Source organism: Henriciella marina DSM 19595, assembly GCF_000376805.1.
In the GTDB taxonomy this organism is placed as follows: domain Bacteria; phylum Pseudomonadota; class Alphaproteobacteria; order Caulobacterales; family Hyphomonadaceae; genus Henriciella; species Henriciella marina.
The window spans coordinates 2,435,606-2,450,448 of record NZ_AQXT01000002.1 but is presented as its reverse complement, the minus strand read 5'-3'; the positions used below and the strand labels follow the sequence as shown (position 1 = coordinate 2,450,448).

Sequence of the window (14,843 nt, the reverse complement as noted above, 5' to 3'; positions counted from 1 at the left end):
GCCACTTCGCAAGAGGCCGTCCGCTGTATCAGGCCGCCGCAGGTTGGCGGTTGCGCCTGACCATTTCGATGAATTTGTCGAGGCTGACCGGTGGGCTGAAGAAATAGCCCTGATACTGATCACAGCCACGCCGACGCAGGAATTGCTGCTGGTCTTCTGTTTCAACGCCTTCTGCCACAGTCTCCATGCCGAGCGCTTCGGCCATGCCGAGGATCATTTCGACAATGGCCGGGGCCTGTTTGTCCGTGTGGAGGTTACAAATAAACTGCCGGTCGATCTTGAACACGTCGAAGGGAAGACGGCCGAGCATGGCAAGGTTGGAATGGCCGGTGCCGAAATCATCGATGGCAAGACGCACGCCCATGGACTTCAGCGGCGCGACCACATCGCGAAGGCGCTCAGGATCAGTCACCGCGACGCTTTCGGTGATCTCCAGCTGCAACAGGCGCGGCAGCAGCCCAGCGGTGGTCATCGAGTCAATCAGCATGGTGCCAAGATCGTCATTCTCGAACTGGCGCGGCGAAACATTCACGGCCACAGAGATATCGCGATAGCCGAGATCGGCCCATTTCGCAGCGCCCATACAGGCCTTGCGCGTGATCTGCTCACCAATCTCACAAATCAGGCCGCAGCTTTCGGCCACCGGAATGAAGACGCCCGGCGACACGATCCGGCCGCTTTCAAGCTGCCAGCGCGCCAGAGCCTCCGCGCCGACAATCTTGCCGGTGGCAAGGTCGACCTTGGGCTGAAAGACCGGGGTAAATGCGTTCTGTTCGACAGCGGTGCGAACTTCAGACTCCAGACGTTTGCGCGCGGCGCTCTGGCGATCCAGTTTCGGCGAATAGAATTGAAGGTCTGCGCCTTCCTTTCGGCGCGCCTGTACCAGGGCCGTATAGGCCCGTTTGCGGATGTCCTGCGGTGTCTGGCCATCCTCCGGTATCATCGCGATGCCGGCGAAAGCCGCAAAAGTGACCTTCTTGCCACCAATGGCATAGGGCTCTTTCAGGCGGGTGATGAGAAGCTTGGCGAATTTGTTGATTTCGTTTCGCGAGCCGATCTGATCGACAAGAACGCCAAAGTCATCTGAGGCCAGCGCAAAGGCAGGCCACCTGTCATCCGGCATGCTGTAAGCGGTCAGCTGGTCCTTCAAGAGGCCAGAGATGCGGCGCGAAATGGCTGTCTGCAGCTCCAGCGCGAAGGCGGTGTCCTGATCACCATTATGGTGCATCGGTTCGATATCGATCTGGATATAGGCCGACGGGAATTCGAACGAGGACCGCGAGATGAACTGTGTCAGTTGCCGGGTCAGTTCGGCGACATTGCCAAGCCCCGTGCGCTCATCCTTGTAGGCAGCGCTCATCAGACGATCGTTTTCGCGGTGAAGACTCTGGATCTGCCGCAACAGTGCGGCTCGAAGGCTCCTGAACTCCGTGAAGAGGATCGGCCGGTCGTCTTCGGGCAGGCTTTGCTTCAACGTGGCCTGACTGACCAAACCGGCGATCTGGGCCGTCTGCTGGGCGACGAGCTGACCGAAGAAGTTGGTGACAAGATAGGCGACTACCGAGATCAGAAGGATGACGCCAATCACGAGAGGCAGCGGAAGCGCGAGCGTGCCTGGAATCGTGCGCAGCATGACAAGTTCACCAACAACGCTGCCACCCGACGCGATAGGATAGCGCCGGCCTGATGCGAGAACGTCGTCCGACACGGTACCGGCAATCAGCGTGCCGTCTGGAGAAAAAGCCGCGGCCCTGCCCTGTGCAAGACGCTCAAGCATCGAATCAACATCCGCGCGGCTTCCATAAACGATCTCGAAATAAAGCCCGTCAGCCACACGGCCGGCAATGACGTCAGACTTTTCCGATGCAGAAATTTCAGCAGCTGCGAGAAACAGCACCGACACAGCGCTGGCCACAATGAATGCGATCACTGCCGCCGCGGTGGGAAGCGCGTTTGCAAAGCTGGTCCTTGAAAGAAACCGCCCGAATCCTGATGTCTTCGCCAGCGTGGACCCCATAATCAACGAGACTCTATTCGCAATTTAAAATCACCCTCCACGATAAACTTTAGAATTCCGTGAACAAATCCAGTGTAGCCCTCCACGAATAAACACCCTATCTCAGGCGACGATGACCAAGAACCGCACTTCAACGATTACCCGCAAGACGCGAGAGACCGACATTACTGTGACGGTCGACCTCGATGGCACAGGCAAGGCCGACGTGAGCACAGGGGTCGGATTTTTCGACCACATGCTGGATTCCTTTGCGCGCCACAGCTTCATTGATCTCAAGGTGAAGGCAGACGGCGATCTACATATCGACGCTCACCATACGGTTGAGGACACTGGAATCGTAATCGGCCAAGCAATCAAGGATGCGCTTGGCGATTTTGGCGGCATTACCCGGTTCGGCCACGCCTACATCCCGATGGATGAAACGCTGAGCCGCGCGTCCATTGACCTCTGCAAACGCCCTTACCTTATCTGGAAAGTTGATTTCCGCCGCGACAAGATCGGAGATATGGATACAGAACTCCTCAAGGAGTTCTTCCACGCCCTCGCCGGGAATGGCGGGATGTGTCTTCACGTCGAGAATCTCTATGGCGAAAACAATCACCACATCGCCGAAAGTTGCTTCAAGGCCACGGCCCGCGCCCTGCGTACAGCGGTCTCTCTCGATCCGCGCCTTGGCGGCAAGGCCGCAAGTACCAAGGGCAGCCTCTAGCCACCTTCCCCAGAGGCGGGTCCGCCTCTGATATGGGTGCTCCAGGCCTCATCGGTCTCAAATTCCCATGGCGGGCGGATACCGCTGCGCAGGCGGCTTCGTTCGCGCAGCGCCTCAGCCGGAAGCGTGTCATCGACCGCACCAGCGCCCTGCAGGACATGGACGGCATAGCCTGGAATCCATCGGCGGATATCCCACCAGTCTATCTCGCTTGAAATCTCCGGACTGAGTTTGACGAGCCCGGTGAAGCAGCTCTCTTCCAGCGTTGAATAATATTGAGGCCTTGCCGCAAGGCTGTTGGCATAGTCGATCAGCCCCTCGAACAGGCGGCGGATGACAGCGTCGTCTTCCGTGACGTCATAGAAATACATTTTGTAGGGCTCGTCCCGGGCCAGTCGCTTCCAGACCAGATCACGCTCTGTCCCGACAACGAGATATGACTGAAAATGGCGGAAGAAGCCTGCCACTGGGTCGAAATTATTCCAGTCCACACGGCGGGCCTCAACCGAGACGGCAATGCGGCGCCCATCGCTGAAACGAAAGCTCATGAATATGTGGACTGTAAACGGCGTATCGCCGAATGGCTGGACGATGAATTGCGCGCCCTCAAGCTCATCGAGCGAAAACGTCTCTCTGGTCCAGCGCACGTCAACGGGGTCGTTAACATAATGGATAGCATCGCGAAAATTGTGAAAGGTGACCTCATTACCGCGGACATCCGCATAGACTTTGCGCTCATGCAAAGGCACCCAGTCGCGGTCGACCGGCTCCTTTGAGTAATAGGCGACAAAAAAGACGAGCAGCACGGCGAGGACGCCAAACTGCCTGCGCCGCTGGCTGCCTCCGGGCCAGAACCAGAGGGTCAGGAGCACGGGAAATGCAGCCAGACCCAGCGGCTTCTTCAACAGATCGGGCAGGCCAGGCCAGTAATAGAGACCCCCGGCGACAACCACCGAAGCTGCCACGATTGCAAGACCCATAAGAATTTCGCCGCCCCAACGCAGTCGGGGCGCGGGGCGGCGAAGCAGGGACAGTAGCCCGTCAGTCATTCGGGCTATTCCTTCAGATTTCTAGTTGCGATAGTCCAGCGGCGGCTCGCGGTCGCCGAGCAGGGACTTGTACTCATAGTCCGGCCCGCGCTTTTCTTCGAACTCTTCCTTGGCCGCTTCGACCATTTCCGGGTTCTGATAAAGCTCGATCGCCGCCGCGGTCAGTGTCTTGGCGGCAAGCTCTGTGCCCTTTTCACCGATCGACATGCCGCTGGCCGCAACCGCCTGCCAGCTGTGGGCCGACGTGCCGGGCACCCAGGTGGCCGTGCGCAGACCGACGGTCGGCGCCGCAAAGGAGACGTCACCGACATCGGTGGAGCCATAACCGAGTGAGACCTCATAGGGCTGGATCTCTTCTTCCGAGCCGAGCTCATTGCGCGGATTGTCGAAGGTGGAGGCGATGCTCTCGGCGAACTGCTGTTCTTCAGCAGTATAGGTAATGCCGCCAAGCTCACGCAGCTTGGAGTCCATCATCTTTGCCAGCGTCTCGTTGACCAAGAGCGGATTGTTGCCGTGGATGATTTCCCACTCGACTTCCGTGCCCGTGCCCGTAGCAGCGCCGCGGGCGGTATCTTCCAGGCGCGACCAGAGGGCTTCGACGCCGACAGGTTCAGGATGGCGGACATAATAAAAGACCTCGGCGAAATCGGGCACCACGTTCGGGGCTTCGCCGCCGGAGGTGATGACATAGTGCATGCGCGCATCCTGCGGCATGTGCTCATGCATCATGTTTGCCATCATGTTCATCGCTTCGACCCCGTCGAGCGCAGAGCGTCCACGCTCCGGTGCGCCGGCGGCATGCGCTGAAATCCCGCTGAAGCGGAATTTGGCCGACCGGTTCGCCAGCGTGGTGGAGGCGGCGGCCGAGTTGCGATCCGACGGATGCCAGTGGAAGGCGATGTCGACATCATCGAAAAGGCCTGCGCGAACCATGTAAACCTTGCCGCTGCCACCTTCTTCAGCAGGCGTGCCATAGAGACGCACAGTGCCTTCGGTGCCCGTGTCTTCCAGCCAGTGCCGGATCGCCACGGCCGCAGAGACCGATCCCGCGCCAAAGAGGTTGTGGCCGCAGGCCTGACCGGCATGCTTGTTCTCGACAGGCTCACGCACAGGCGTTGCGCCCTGGTTGATGCCCGGAAGCGCATCCATCTCTGCGAGGATCGCGATCACCGGACCCCCAGAGCCGTATTCTGCGATGAAGGCGGTCGGGATATCGGCAACGCCGGCCTCAATAGTGAAGCCTTCCATCTCCAGCTGATCCTGCAGAAGCTGCGAGGATTGGGTTTCCTGATAGCCGACCTCGGCCCAGTCCCACAGGCTTTGCGCGATCTCTTCGGTCATCCCCGAACGGGCCTCGACCAGCTCAGAGGCCGCTTCGGTGGACGGATCACTGGCGGCGGGCAGAGCGAGGCTGGCCGTGGCAAAGCCGAGGGCGATGAGGGAGGGAATGAGGCGCATGAAAAAGGTCTCCGATCTTGAATACGAGCGGACCTTGCGACAGGCATCCGCATCAATCAAGCCAAGGCCACTTTTCCTATCGCCCCAGCGCAGCTAAGAGCGCAGGCGATGACTGATCTTGTTCTCATTGATTACGGCTCCGGCAATCTGCATTCGGCCGAACGCGCATTGAATGCGGCAGCCCAGAGTTGTGCGCGGTCTGTAAAAGTGACCGTGACAGATGACCCAGGCCGGGTGCGGGCGGCAGACCGGATTGTGCTGCCGGGTGTCGGGCATTTTGCCGATTGCGCCCGTGGCTTGCGGGCAGAAACCGGACTGGTTGAGGCGCTTACCGAGGCCGCGATTGGCCGGTCGGTGCCATTTCTGGGTATCTGCGTCGGGATGCAGCTGCTCGCAACGCGCGGTCTCGAAGACGGGGCAACACCGGGGCTCGACTGGATCAGCGGCGATGTCGACCGGATCAATCCTGGCGAGGGCCTGAAAGTGCCGCATATGGGCTGGAACGGTCTTGAGATCAGGCAGCCCCATCCGGTGCTGGAAGGCCTCGGCGAGGACCCCCACGTTTATTTCACCCATTCCTACAGTTTCAGGGCCGCTGACCCGGCCTCTGTGCTGGCAGCCACCGAATATGGCGAAACCCTCACGGCGATGATCGGCCGGGACAATCTGGTCGCGACCCAGTTTCACCCTGAAAAAAGCCAGCGCGTCGGCCTGAAACTGCTATCCAACTTCCTTGAGTGGAGCCCCGAATGACCAATGCTTTCGAGCTCTGGCCTGCCATCGACCTGAAGGACGGGACGTGCGTGCGTCTGCTGCGCGGCGACATGGACAAGGCGACCGCCTTCAACACCGACCCGGCCGATCAGGCGATGCGGTTCAAGAAGATGGGCTTCGACCGGCTGCACGTCGTTGATCTCAATGGTGCTTTCGCGGGCGACAGCGCCAATGGTGACGCAGTGCGGGCCATCCTGGCTGCGACCGATATGCCGGTACAGCTCGGCGGCGGCATCCGCACGCGCGCGCAGATCGACGCCTGGCTGGACGCTGGCCTCAGCCGGGTGATCCTGGGTACAGCCGCGCTGCGCGATCCTGACCTCGTCAAAACCGCTGCAAAAGCCTTCGAAAACCAGATCGTCGTCGGCATCGATGCACGCGATGGCCGCGTCGCCGTCGAGGGCTGGGCCGAAACATCGGACATGAAAGCGGTAGAGCTCGCAAAGCAGTTCGAAGGCTGCGGCGTGGCGGCCCTGATCGTGACGGACATTTCCCGCGATGGCACCAAGACCGGCATCAATGTCGATTTCACCGCTGAAATGGCTGACGCGGTTTCAATTCCGGTGATCGCGTCAGGCGGCCTCGCCCGCGTTGAGGACATTTCCGCCCTCCGCGAGGCAAAGGGTAGGCGCGCTATTGCCGGGACGATCCTCGGCCGTGCACTTTATGATGGCGATATCGATCCCGCAGACGCCATCAAGGCGGCAGGGGCTGAATAAATGCTCAAATCGCGCATCATACCCTGCCTCGATGTGAAGGATGGACGCACCGTGAAAGGTGTGAACTTCATCGATCTGCGCGATGCGGGCGATCCGGTCGCACTGGCCAAGGCCTATGATGCGGCGGGCGCCGATGAGCTCTGCTTCCTCGACATAACGGCGAGCCATGAAGGGCGTGGCACCATGCTGGACGTTGTCCGGCGGACCGCAGAGCAGTGCTTTATGCCGCTCACCGTTGGCGGCGGCGTTCGCAGCGGCGAAGATCTTGTCCAGCTGCTCCGCTCTGGCGCCGATAAAGTGGCGATCAATTCTGCGGCGGTTGCCAATCCCGGCGTGATCGCGGAATGCGCCGCACGTGCCGGGCGACAGGCCGTCGTTGTGGCGATCGATGCGCGCCAGACCGGCGATCATTGGGAAATCTTCACCCATGGCGGGCGTCGGCCCACCGGCATTGATGCGGTCGAGTTTGCCAAAGAAGCCGAAAAACGCGGCGCAGGCGAAATCCTGCTGACCTCTATGGACCGCGACGGCACCAAATCGGGCTATGATATTGCCCTGTTGAAAGCGGTGACGTCGGCTGTATCACTTCCGGTTATCGCGTCTGGCGGTGCAGGCTCTGCCGAGCATTTGCCGCCGGCCATTCTGGAAGGTGGCGCAACCGCCGTGCTTGCGGCCTCTATCTTTCATTTTGGCGAAGTCAGCCTGGCTGAAGCGCGCCAAGCCCTCTCTGCTGCCGGTGCGCCGGTACGCCCTCTTTAACGCAACTGGACCAAACGACATGTCGAAGACCGATCTCGGCTCCGCCCAACGCCTGAACGAGCTTGTGGCCCTTCTGGCCGCAACGGTGGACAGCCGTGTCGATGGAAATCCGGAGCGAAGCTACACGGCGAGACTTCTCCAGTCCGGGCCAATCCGCTGCGGAAAGAAAATCGCAGAAGAAGGCGCCGAAGTTGCCCTCGCCATCGCCGCGCAGGGGCGCAAGGAAGTCGCGTCCGAAACCGCTGATCTCATCTTCCACCTGCTGGTTGGCCTGCGGGCAAAGGGGGTTTCACTGGATATGGTTGCGGACGCTCTTGCTGAACGGCGCGGAGTTTCTGGCCTCGCGGAGAAAGCTTCCCGCACGCCGAAGGACTAGCGTTTCCGCAGGAAAACGTAGAACGCCCCTGCGCCGCCATGTTTGGGGTGCGCGGTCGCATATCCGGAAATGACCGGCCGGGCTTCTGGCATTTCGATCCAGCGCAGGAAGTTCTGGCGCAGAACCCCCCCGCTTTCCTTGCCCTTACCCGTAATCACGATCACGCATCGGCTACCGCGGGCCTGCTCTCGGACAAGGAAAGCCGGGAGCGCGGTCCAGGCGGAGGCCTGGGTGTGACCGTGCAGGTCGAAGCGGGCAGAGATCGATACTTTGCCACGGCGCACCGCCTTGTCGGTGCTTCGATCGAGCGGTGTGCTGGGGGTGTTCAGGCGGTGTCGGGACGGTGTTTTTTCGGGCGTGCCGAGCGTCTGTTCGGTAGCGGGCCCGCTTTCGGGTGAGCGAGAAAGCGATGGCGCGCGGGATCTCGGCGCCGATTTCTGCGCATGGAGCGGGCGAATAGAGCGGCGAACCTGTTCCCAGGCTTTCTTCTCATCAGGTCTGAGAGGGCGGTCGCTCATTGAGCCGATCTAGGGGGCTGCGGGCCCTCGGCCAAGGTCTGCAAAGGCATCAATGCCCGGAATCTGGTCTGCCACGGCACGCGGAAGCAGGACCCAGAGGCGTCCCGGCGCATTCATCGTGCCTGCGCGCTCGCCCGCCTCCTTGCCTGTGCCGAAATAAATGTCACCGCGCACAGGGCCGTTCACCGCGCCGCCCGTATCCTGCGCGACCAGGAGCCCTGACCAGTCGCCGCCAAGTCCTGGCGCTGTCGTCTGGATGAACATCGGAACGCCCATAGGATTGTGGTCGCGGTCGATCGCGACAGAGCCGAGCGGGGTTAGCGGAACCCCCATCGCGCCTTTCGGTCCGGTGTCGCCGTCTTCAGGTTCTTCGAGCGTGAAGAAGATATAGCGCGGATTGGCATTCATCGCCGCGCGCACCTGTTCTGGCGTCGCGCGGTCCATCCAGGCGCGGATCCCCTGCATCGAGGCCTCGCCCCGCGAAATCCAGCCGCGCTCGAGGAGCCAGTTCGCGGTCGATCCAAACCGGTGGCCATTATGGCTGGCATAGACGGCCTTCAGGACTGAGCCGTCCGGAAAGACGAGTTTGCCGGAGCCCTGGATCTGCAGAAAAAAGACATCGGCTGGATGAGCGTAGGCCAGCGGCTCCACCCCGGCAGCAGTGATCGCGGCGCGGTCGGGATAGGGCCTGCGCGACCCGTTTGGAAGGCGCTGGAAAATGCCGACGCCGCTTTCGCGCTCAAGATCACGCGGATAGGCGGGGACAGGTTCGGTGAAGGGTGGCTCTGGCGTGGTGCGCGCCTCATAGACGGGCTCGAAATAGCCCGTGAACCGCGATTCGCCATTAGGCGAATTAATCTCAACAGGGCGGAAAAGTGCCTGCATGACGGTGCGGGCGCTTGCCTCATCCTGAACGACCTCAAGGGCGGCGCAAGCTGGAAGCCAGTCCATCGTCTGGCCGGCCCAAGGCGCAACGGATGATACGGGCGCATCAGCTGCGCCTTCGCGAAAAACCCTGCAGCTTTTCTTCAGCGCCATGACGCCCGGATAGATTTCGGCCTCTGACCAACCGGGGAGCGTTGCAAATGCAGCAGGCGCTGGCGCAGCCTGAACGCCGGAACCGGGCTCGCCGGGGGTCTCGTTTTCAGGCGGGCGCTCGGCCGGGCGCCGTGAAGCGGGTGTCGGCTGGGGGTGGCCCATCGCGACATCGGTATGGGCGGCATGGCGCGTGCGCGTTTCCCGGTCAGTCCCGCCTTCTGGAGAGGTTGCGCAGGCAGCGGTCAGGGAGGCCGCCATTATCAGGCCGATCAGTCTTTTCATGGCCGCAAGAATTGACTGGTTTTGCCAATGTCGACAACCGCAAAGTCTCAGCGTTACTGAAGACCCGCTCGCAAGATCACGGCGTGTCGACGTCGTCGAGGAGCCAGTTGGGATCATCGGTGCCGGTGTCGCGCATGAAGGTCCAGAATTCTTCTGAGGTCCGGGTCATGTCACCAACGCCAAGCTCTGCCTGAAAGCGGACGGTCACGCGCGCAGTGCCCGTATCATCGAGGTCCGCGGCGTCGATCTCGCTCTTTTTCAGGCGAAGAAGCTGCGGCGCTTCGGCGTTTGTTTTCTCACGCTCGGCAATTGCAGCGTCCCATGCCTCATAGACATCGGTGTCGAGCCATTTGCCGAGTGTGTCGCGGTCGCCATCGGCAAATGCTTTCGCGAGCATTTCGTAAGCTGAGCGCGCCCCGGCCAGAAATTCCTTGGGATCAAAGCTCGGATCGGCGCCGTGAATTGCCTCAAGCCCACTGGCAGCCGGGCCCGTGAAAGCCGGGCGCAGACCTGCCGGGTTCTCTCTCGGCGGCGCCGTCGGTTTCGCTGTCGTCGCTGGCTGCTGGTTCCGCTGGCGCCCTTCGGGCGGGCCGGCGTCGCTACCAAGCGTCGTGTAAAGCCGCCAACCGACAAAGACGGCGATTGCGGCAAGAAGGAGAAGTTCGATCATCGAAGAGGACATTTCGTCTCCGTGGAGGGGTATTACAAGGTGTCATATAGTCAGCTTTTTCCCTGTGCCACCCGTTGTTGCGCAAGCAGAGGCCCCATGATAGGCGCGAAACCCAGTTTTCAGAGGATTTCCCTGTAATGTCAGATACGACAGATACCGCTGCACAACCGCAACAGCCAGCCGGTCCGAGCCTTCGCGTCCTGAACCAGTACATCAAGGACCTTTCGTTCGAAAACCCGGGTGCGCGCGTCAACGAGCAGCCAAATGTCGACCTTGGCATTGATGTGCAGGCAAATGCCCAGAATCGCGACGAAGGCGTGTTTGAGGTTATTCTCAAGCTGAACGCCCGCGCGGGAACGAAAGAAACAGCCCTGTTTCTGGTCGAGCTTGAATATGCCGGCCTGTTCCAGGTGAACGGGGCTTCGCCGACGGACACCGAAGCGATGCTGCTGATCGAGTGCCCGCGTCTGCTCTTCCCTTTTGCGCGTCGTCTGGTGGCAGACCTAACCCAGGAAGGCGGCTTTCCTCCGCTGCGGATCGACCCTGTCGACTTCACGGCTCTCTACCGCCAGCAGCGCGCCCGCGCGCAGCAGGAAACCAATGGCGTGTCGCAAACCAGCGTCGAGACGGGTGCGGCCCCAGCGCCTGCTGGTGAGCCTGAGAAGAAAGACCCCGAGAGCTGATCTCGGGGCGACCCACCTAGCTTAGATAGCGGGCCCAGATCGGATTATCGCCGAGTGTGGCGACAAATGCCGCATGGGCCGCTTCTTCGGCCCCTGTGAGTGACCGGTCCAGCGGCTCTGGCCGCACGCGCGCCCGTCTGAAGCTCGCTTCGCCATCCATGTCCTGGCTGTTGGAGAAGTCGAAGGCGCGGGCCCGCCCGCCCTTCAGCTCCAGATAAACTTCGGCGAGGAGCTGGCTGTCGAGCAAGGCCCCGTGGAGGGTGCGCGCTTCCAGCCCGATACTGTAGCGCTTGCAGAGCGCATCGAGCGATGCGGGCGCGCCCGGATGGCGCTTTTTCGCGATGTCCAGCGTATCGACCCATTGGGCAAGCGGGATTTCCGGCCGGCCGCAACGGATGAGTTCTGCGTTCAGGAAGCCGCGGTCGAAAGCGGCATTATGCGCGACGACCGGCGAGTCCCCGATAAATTCAAGAAGCGCATCAACGATCCGGGGATCTTCGAAGAAGGGCTTATCCACAAGCATCGCATCCGTGATGCCTGTTATTTCAACTGTTTTTGCTGAGACGGCGCGGCGCGGATTGATGCGCTCATGGAAGGTGCGGCCCGTCGCGACGTGATTGATCAGTTCAACGGCGCCAAGCTCGATAATCCGGTCATCGCCTGACCAGTTGAGCCCGGTGGTTTCGGTGTCGAAGGCGATTTCACGAAGCTGCTCACTCATCGGTTTTCGGTATCCATTTCGCTGAGGAGATGAATGATCGCGTTTACATGTGTTCGGGCGAAATCGAAACCGAAGGCTGTAGAAATGATGAAGTCGGCGCGGGCACGTTTCTGGGCGTCGGGCACCTGTTTGGCGACGATCTTTTCAAAGTCGCTCTCTGACATTTCCTGGCGCGCCATGACCCGTTCGCGCTGGATCTCAGGCGGTGCGCTGACCACAGCGACATAATCGCAGCGCGCATCACCGCCCGTCTCATAGAGGAGCGGGATGTCGAGGACAGCGAGCGGCGCGCCGGACTTCAGCGCAGCCGTGCGAAATTCCATCTGTGTCTTGCCGACCAGCGGGTGGACGATGGATTCCAGATCCTTCATCGCGTCCGGATCTTCCATAACGATATCGCGGAGGCGCTGCCTGCTGACAGCGCCATCGACAATGACATCGGGGAAACGCGCGCCAAGCGGCTCCACGGCGTGGCCGCCCTTGGCATAGATGGAATGCACGGCCGCATCGGCATCGTAGACCGGCACGCCAGCGTCAGCGAACATGGCCGCGGTTGCGCTTTTTCCCATGCCGATAGATCCGGTCAGCCCCAGAATAATCATGCATCCTGCTCCAGCGCTGCCCGGCAGACGGCCAGGGCGATTTCGATGTCCGGTCGCTTGCCGTCGAACCAGATGGAGAAGCTTTCGGCCGCCTGGCAGACCAGCATGGCAAGGCCGTCTTCCGTTTTCCAGCCCTGCGCCCCTGCATGTTGAAGCTGAGGCCTGGCGGGAGCGCCGTAGCTCATATCGTAAAACAGCCGGCCATCGCCGGATGGCAGGCGAATATGACTGCCGCCATGGCCTGCGCTCGTTGTGTTGATGACGAGATCAGCCTGTCCGCAAACCTCTGCCAGATCATCCAGAGGGCCTGACCGGTGTTGTCTTGCGCAACATTCACCGAGGATGTGCTGCGCCTTTTCCACGGTCCGGTTGAGAAGAATGATCTCTGCGCCCGCTTGATCGAGCGCGAAGAGGCCGGCGCGCGCGGCGCCCCCTGCCCCGAGCATGAGAATCGTCTTGCCCGCCCAATCTGTAAGACCGAGCCTGGCGAGGGCGGCGGTGAGGCCCGGCGCATCGGTGTTGTCTGCCTGCCACCCGCCATCTGAAAGTCGGGTCAACGTATTGGCGGCGCCGATGGCCTTTACCGCGTCCGACGTGCGGGTCGCCTTGGCCAGCACGGCCTGTTTATGCGGCAGCGTCACATTGAGGCCGGTAAAGCCCTCGTGGGTAAAATCATCGAGCGCGGCTTCCGTTTCGCCCGCCGGCACGCGGATAGACTCGTAGGAGGCATCGAGCCCAAGCGTGTCGATCCACGTCATATGGATGAGCGGCGAGAGCGAGTGACCGATCGGGTCACCTATGACAGCGAGGCGTTTCATGACTGCAGGACGCCTCGTGTGCGCAGATAATCGAGCAGCGGCAGGAGCGGGAGGCCGAGAATGGTGAAATAGTCGCCTTCGATCCGCGTGAAGAGCTGGGCGCCGAGATCCTCGAGCATGTAGGCGCCGACCGTCTTCAGAAGGCCCTCGCCGCTTGTATCCAGATAGGAGGCGATAAAGTCCTCGCTGAGCGGGCGGACCGTCAGCTTGGGGGCAGAGAGATGGCGCCAGACAGGTTGTCCGTTCTCAGCGATGACGATGGCGGTTTCCAGCCTGTGCGTCTTGCCAGAGAAACGTTTGAGATGGCTTGCGGCCTCAGCCATATCCTTTGGCTTGTCGATCGGCTCCCCGTCGAGGTTCAGCATCTGGTCGCCGCCAATGACGAGGCCAGTGTGGCGTTGAGATACCTTGATCGCTTTCAGTTCGGCGAGTTTCATCGCCTGATCGGCAACGCGCATATTGTCTGCGCGGTAAGTCGCCTTTGCGGCATCCTCATCGACATTCGGACGGATGGCTTCTGCCTTTACGCCCGCATTGGCGAGCAGGCGCCGGCGGCTCTCGCTGCCGGAGGCAAGAATGACTGGGCTGCCGGTCATTGCTGGTCGTGCCTCTGATTGAGCTTGTTGAGGATCGCGGCGGCCGTTTCTTCCACACTGCGGCGCGAGACGTCGATGATCGGCCATTTGCGGCGCTGGAAAAGACGGCTGGCTTCGGTCACCTCGGCGCGCACCGCCTCTTCATCGGTATAGTCGGTCACCGAGTTCTCATTGAGCGCCATCAGCCTGTGGCTGCGGATCTGGACCAGGCGCTCCACACCGATCTTGAGGCCGATCACCATCGGGCCGGTCTCTGGATCGATCTCGTTAAGCACAGACGGCATCGGCATGCCCGGTACGAGCGGAATATTGCCCGCCTTCACGCCCCGGTTGGCGAGATACACACAGGTCGGGGTTTTCGATGTGCGGCTGACGCCAAGCAGGATGACATCGGCGTTCAGGAGACCCTGGAGGTTCTGTCCGTCATCATGCGCCAGCGCAAAGGTGATCGCTTCGATGCGCTCAAAATACTCGGCATTCAGGGCATGTTGTCCAGCGACACGGTCGCTTGGGGTTACACCAAGGTGCCGGCTGAGCATGTGGATGGACGGATCAAGCACGGCAAGCGTCGGGATATGGCGCGAGCGGCAGAAGGTTTCGAGCTTCAGGCGAAGGGCTTCATCCGATATGGTGAACCAGACAACGCCCGGCGCTGCCTCGATATCACGCATCACGCGGTCGAGCTGGCGATCTGACCGCACGAGGTAATAATTGTGCTCAAGTGGGGTGACGTTTTCGAACTGCGCAGCGGCGGCTCGCATCACGGCATTCAATGTCTCGCCCGTGGAATCAGAGACGAGATGGACATTGAAATATATACTGGGGCGCATCCGGACTCCGGCTATTGGGTTATCGGCGCGACCCTGCCGCGTCTTCAAAGAATCGACAACCCCTGTGGAGAGGCTGTGGAATTAGATTCCAGCCCGCTTCCTTACACCTGTTATCCACATTCGCCGACTTCACACAGAGCGGATTCACCCCCTGTTCCAGAGCGGCGGATAGATTAAATAGTTAACAGGAAATTAACGGTGATTCCAAATAGTTGACGAAAGGT

The 14,843-nt window shown here is 60.9% G+C and carries 17 protein-coding genes; 6 read left to right on the top strand and 11 right to left on the bottom strand.

Going from position 1 to position 14,843, the window contains the following annotated elements; genetic code table 11:
• Positions 1 to 28: 28 nt before the first annotated feature.
• A complete protein-coding gene (locus tag F550_RS18630) occupies positions 29 to 1,930 on the bottom strand; it encodes a putative bifunctional diguanylate cyclase/phosphodiesterase (protein WP_169332268.1) in 1,902 nt (633 codons plus the stop codon).
• Positions 1,931 to 2,129: 199 nt separating this feature from the next.
• On the opposite strand from F550_RS18630, the gene hisB reads away from it, so the two are divergent.
• Positions 2,130 to 2,726: an imidazoleglycerol-phosphate dehydratase HisB gene (hisB, locus tag F550_RS0112130; protein WP_018148831.1), complete on the top strand. Its 597-nt coding sequence runs from the start codon at positions 2,130 to 2,132 to the stop codon at positions 2,724 to 2,726.
• On the opposite strand, the gene F550_RS0112125 is transcribed toward hisB, so the two are convergent.
• Together F550_RS0112125 and F550_RS0112120 are read right to left on the bottom strand one after the other, a co-directional pair.
• Positions 2,723 to 3,775, bottom strand: a complete 1,053-nt coding sequence (locus F550_RS0112125; protein ID WP_083910982.1) for a lipoprotein N-acyltransferase Lnb domain-containing protein — start codon at positions 3,773 to 3,775, stop codon at positions 2,723 to 2,725. The genes hisB and F550_RS0112125 overlap by 4 nt on opposite strands.
• A gap of 21 nt (positions 3,776 to 3,796) precedes the next feature.
• A complete protein-coding gene (locus F550_RS0112120) occupies positions 3,797 to 5,233 on the bottom strand; it encodes an amidohydrolase (protein WP_026180746.1) in 1,437 nt (478 codons plus the stop codon).
• Positions 5,234 to 5,341: 108 nt separating this feature from the next.
• On the opposite strand from F550_RS0112120, the gene hisH reads away from it, so the two are divergent.
• From hisH to hisE, 4 genes are read left to right on the top strand one after another with little or no spacing between them, the layout of a single operon-like run.
• Positions 5,342 to 5,986, top strand: coding sequence for an imidazole glycerol phosphate synthase subunit HisH (gene hisH, locus F550_RS0112115; protein WP_018148828.1), 645 nt, complete (start codon positions 5,342 to 5,344; stop codon positions 5,984 to 5,986).
• Positions 5,983 to 6,726 carry a 1-(5-phosphoribosyl)-5-[(5-phosphoribosylamino)methylideneamino]imidazole-4-carboxamide isomerase gene (hisA, locus tag F550_RS0112110; protein WP_018148827.1) on the top strand — a complete coding sequence of 248 codons (744 nt, stop codon included), beginning with the start codon at positions 5,983 to 5,985 and terminating at the stop codon, positions 6,724 to 6,726. The genes hisH and hisA overlap by 4 nt, the downstream gene beginning before the upstream one ends.
• Complete coding sequence (hisF, locus tag F550_RS17740; RefSeq protein WP_018148826.1) at positions 6,727 to 7,485, top strand: imidazole glycerol phosphate synthase subunit HisF; 759 nt, start codon at positions 6,727 to 6,729, stop codon at positions 7,483 to 7,485.
• Positions 7,486 to 7,504: 19 nt separating this feature from the next.
• Entirely contained in the window at positions 7,505 to 7,861 is a 357-nt protein-coding gene (hisE, locus tag F550_RS0112095) for a phosphoribosyl-ATP diphosphatase (RefSeq protein ID WP_018148825.1), read from the top strand.
• Here hisE and F550_RS18625 read toward each other — a convergent pair.
• The 3 genes from F550_RS18625 to F550_RS0112080 form a co-directional block, all read right to left on the bottom strand.
• Positions 7,858 to 8,379, bottom strand: coding sequence for a Smr/MutS family protein (locus F550_RS18625; protein ID WP_018148824.1), 522 nt, complete (start codon positions 8,377 to 8,379; stop codon positions 7,858 to 7,860). The genes hisE and F550_RS18625 overlap by 4 nt on opposite strands.
• A 9-nt stretch (positions 8,380 to 8,388) precedes the next feature.
• Positions 8,389 to 9,699: a murein transglycosylase A gene (gene mltA / locus F550_RS0112085; RefSeq protein ID WP_018148823.1), complete on the bottom strand. Its 1,311-nt coding sequence runs from the start codon at positions 9,697 to 9,699 to the stop codon at positions 8,389 to 8,391.
• A 76-nt stretch (positions 9,700 to 9,775) separates the two neighbouring features.
• Entirely contained in the window at positions 9,776 to 10,381 is a 606-nt protein-coding gene (locus F550_RS0112080; RefSeq protein WP_018148822.1) for a Tim44/TimA family putative adaptor protein, read from the bottom strand.
• Positions 10,382 to 10,506: 125 nt separating this feature from the next.
• Here F550_RS0112080 and secB point away from each other — a divergent pair, with 125 nt between their 5' ends.
• Entirely contained in the window at positions 10,507 to 11,052 is a 546-nt protein-coding gene (gene secB / locus F550_RS0112075) for a protein-export chaperone SecB (protein ID WP_018148821.1), read from the top strand.
• 16 nt (positions 11,053 to 11,068) lie between these two features.
• Here secB and dnaQ read toward each other — a convergent pair whose 3' ends face one another.
• The 5 genes from dnaQ to F550_RS0112050 are packed head-to-tail and all read right to left on the bottom strand — an operon-like array spanning position 11,069 to position 14,619.
• Positions 11,069 to 11,773 carry a DNA polymerase III subunit epsilon gene (dnaQ, locus tag F550_RS0112070; protein ID WP_018148820.1) on the bottom strand — a complete coding sequence of 235 codons (705 nt, stop codon included), beginning with the start codon at positions 11,771 to 11,773 and terminating at the stop codon, positions 11,069 to 11,071.
• Positions 11,770 to 12,375 (bottom strand): dephospho-CoA kinase, encoded by a 606-nt coding sequence (gene coaE, locus F550_RS0112065; RefSeq protein WP_018148819.1) that lies wholly within the window; start codon positions 12,373 to 12,375, stop codon positions 11,770 to 11,772. Before coaE ends, dnaQ begins: the two co-directional genes overlap by 4 nt.
• Positions 12,372 to 13,193 (bottom strand): shikimate dehydrogenase, encoded by an 822-nt coding sequence (gene aroE / locus F550_RS0112060; protein WP_018148818.1) that lies wholly within the window; start codon positions 13,191 to 13,193, stop codon positions 12,372 to 12,374. The genes coaE and aroE overlap by 4 nt, the downstream gene beginning before the upstream one ends.
• Positions 13,190 to 13,789 (bottom strand): Maf family protein, encoded by a 600-nt coding sequence (locus F550_RS0112055; RefSeq protein WP_018148817.1) that lies wholly within the window; start codon positions 13,787 to 13,789, stop codon positions 13,190 to 13,192. The genes aroE and F550_RS0112055 overlap by 4 nt, the downstream gene beginning before the upstream one ends.
• Positions 13,786 to 14,619 carry a pyruvate, water dikinase regulatory protein gene (locus F550_RS0112050; protein ID WP_018148816.1) on the bottom strand — a complete coding sequence of 278 codons (834 nt, stop codon included), beginning with the start codon at positions 14,617 to 14,619 and terminating at the stop codon, positions 13,786 to 13,788. Before F550_RS0112050 ends, F550_RS0112055 begins: the two co-directional genes overlap by 4 nt.
• Positions 14,620 to 14,843 lie beyond the last annotated feature (224 nt).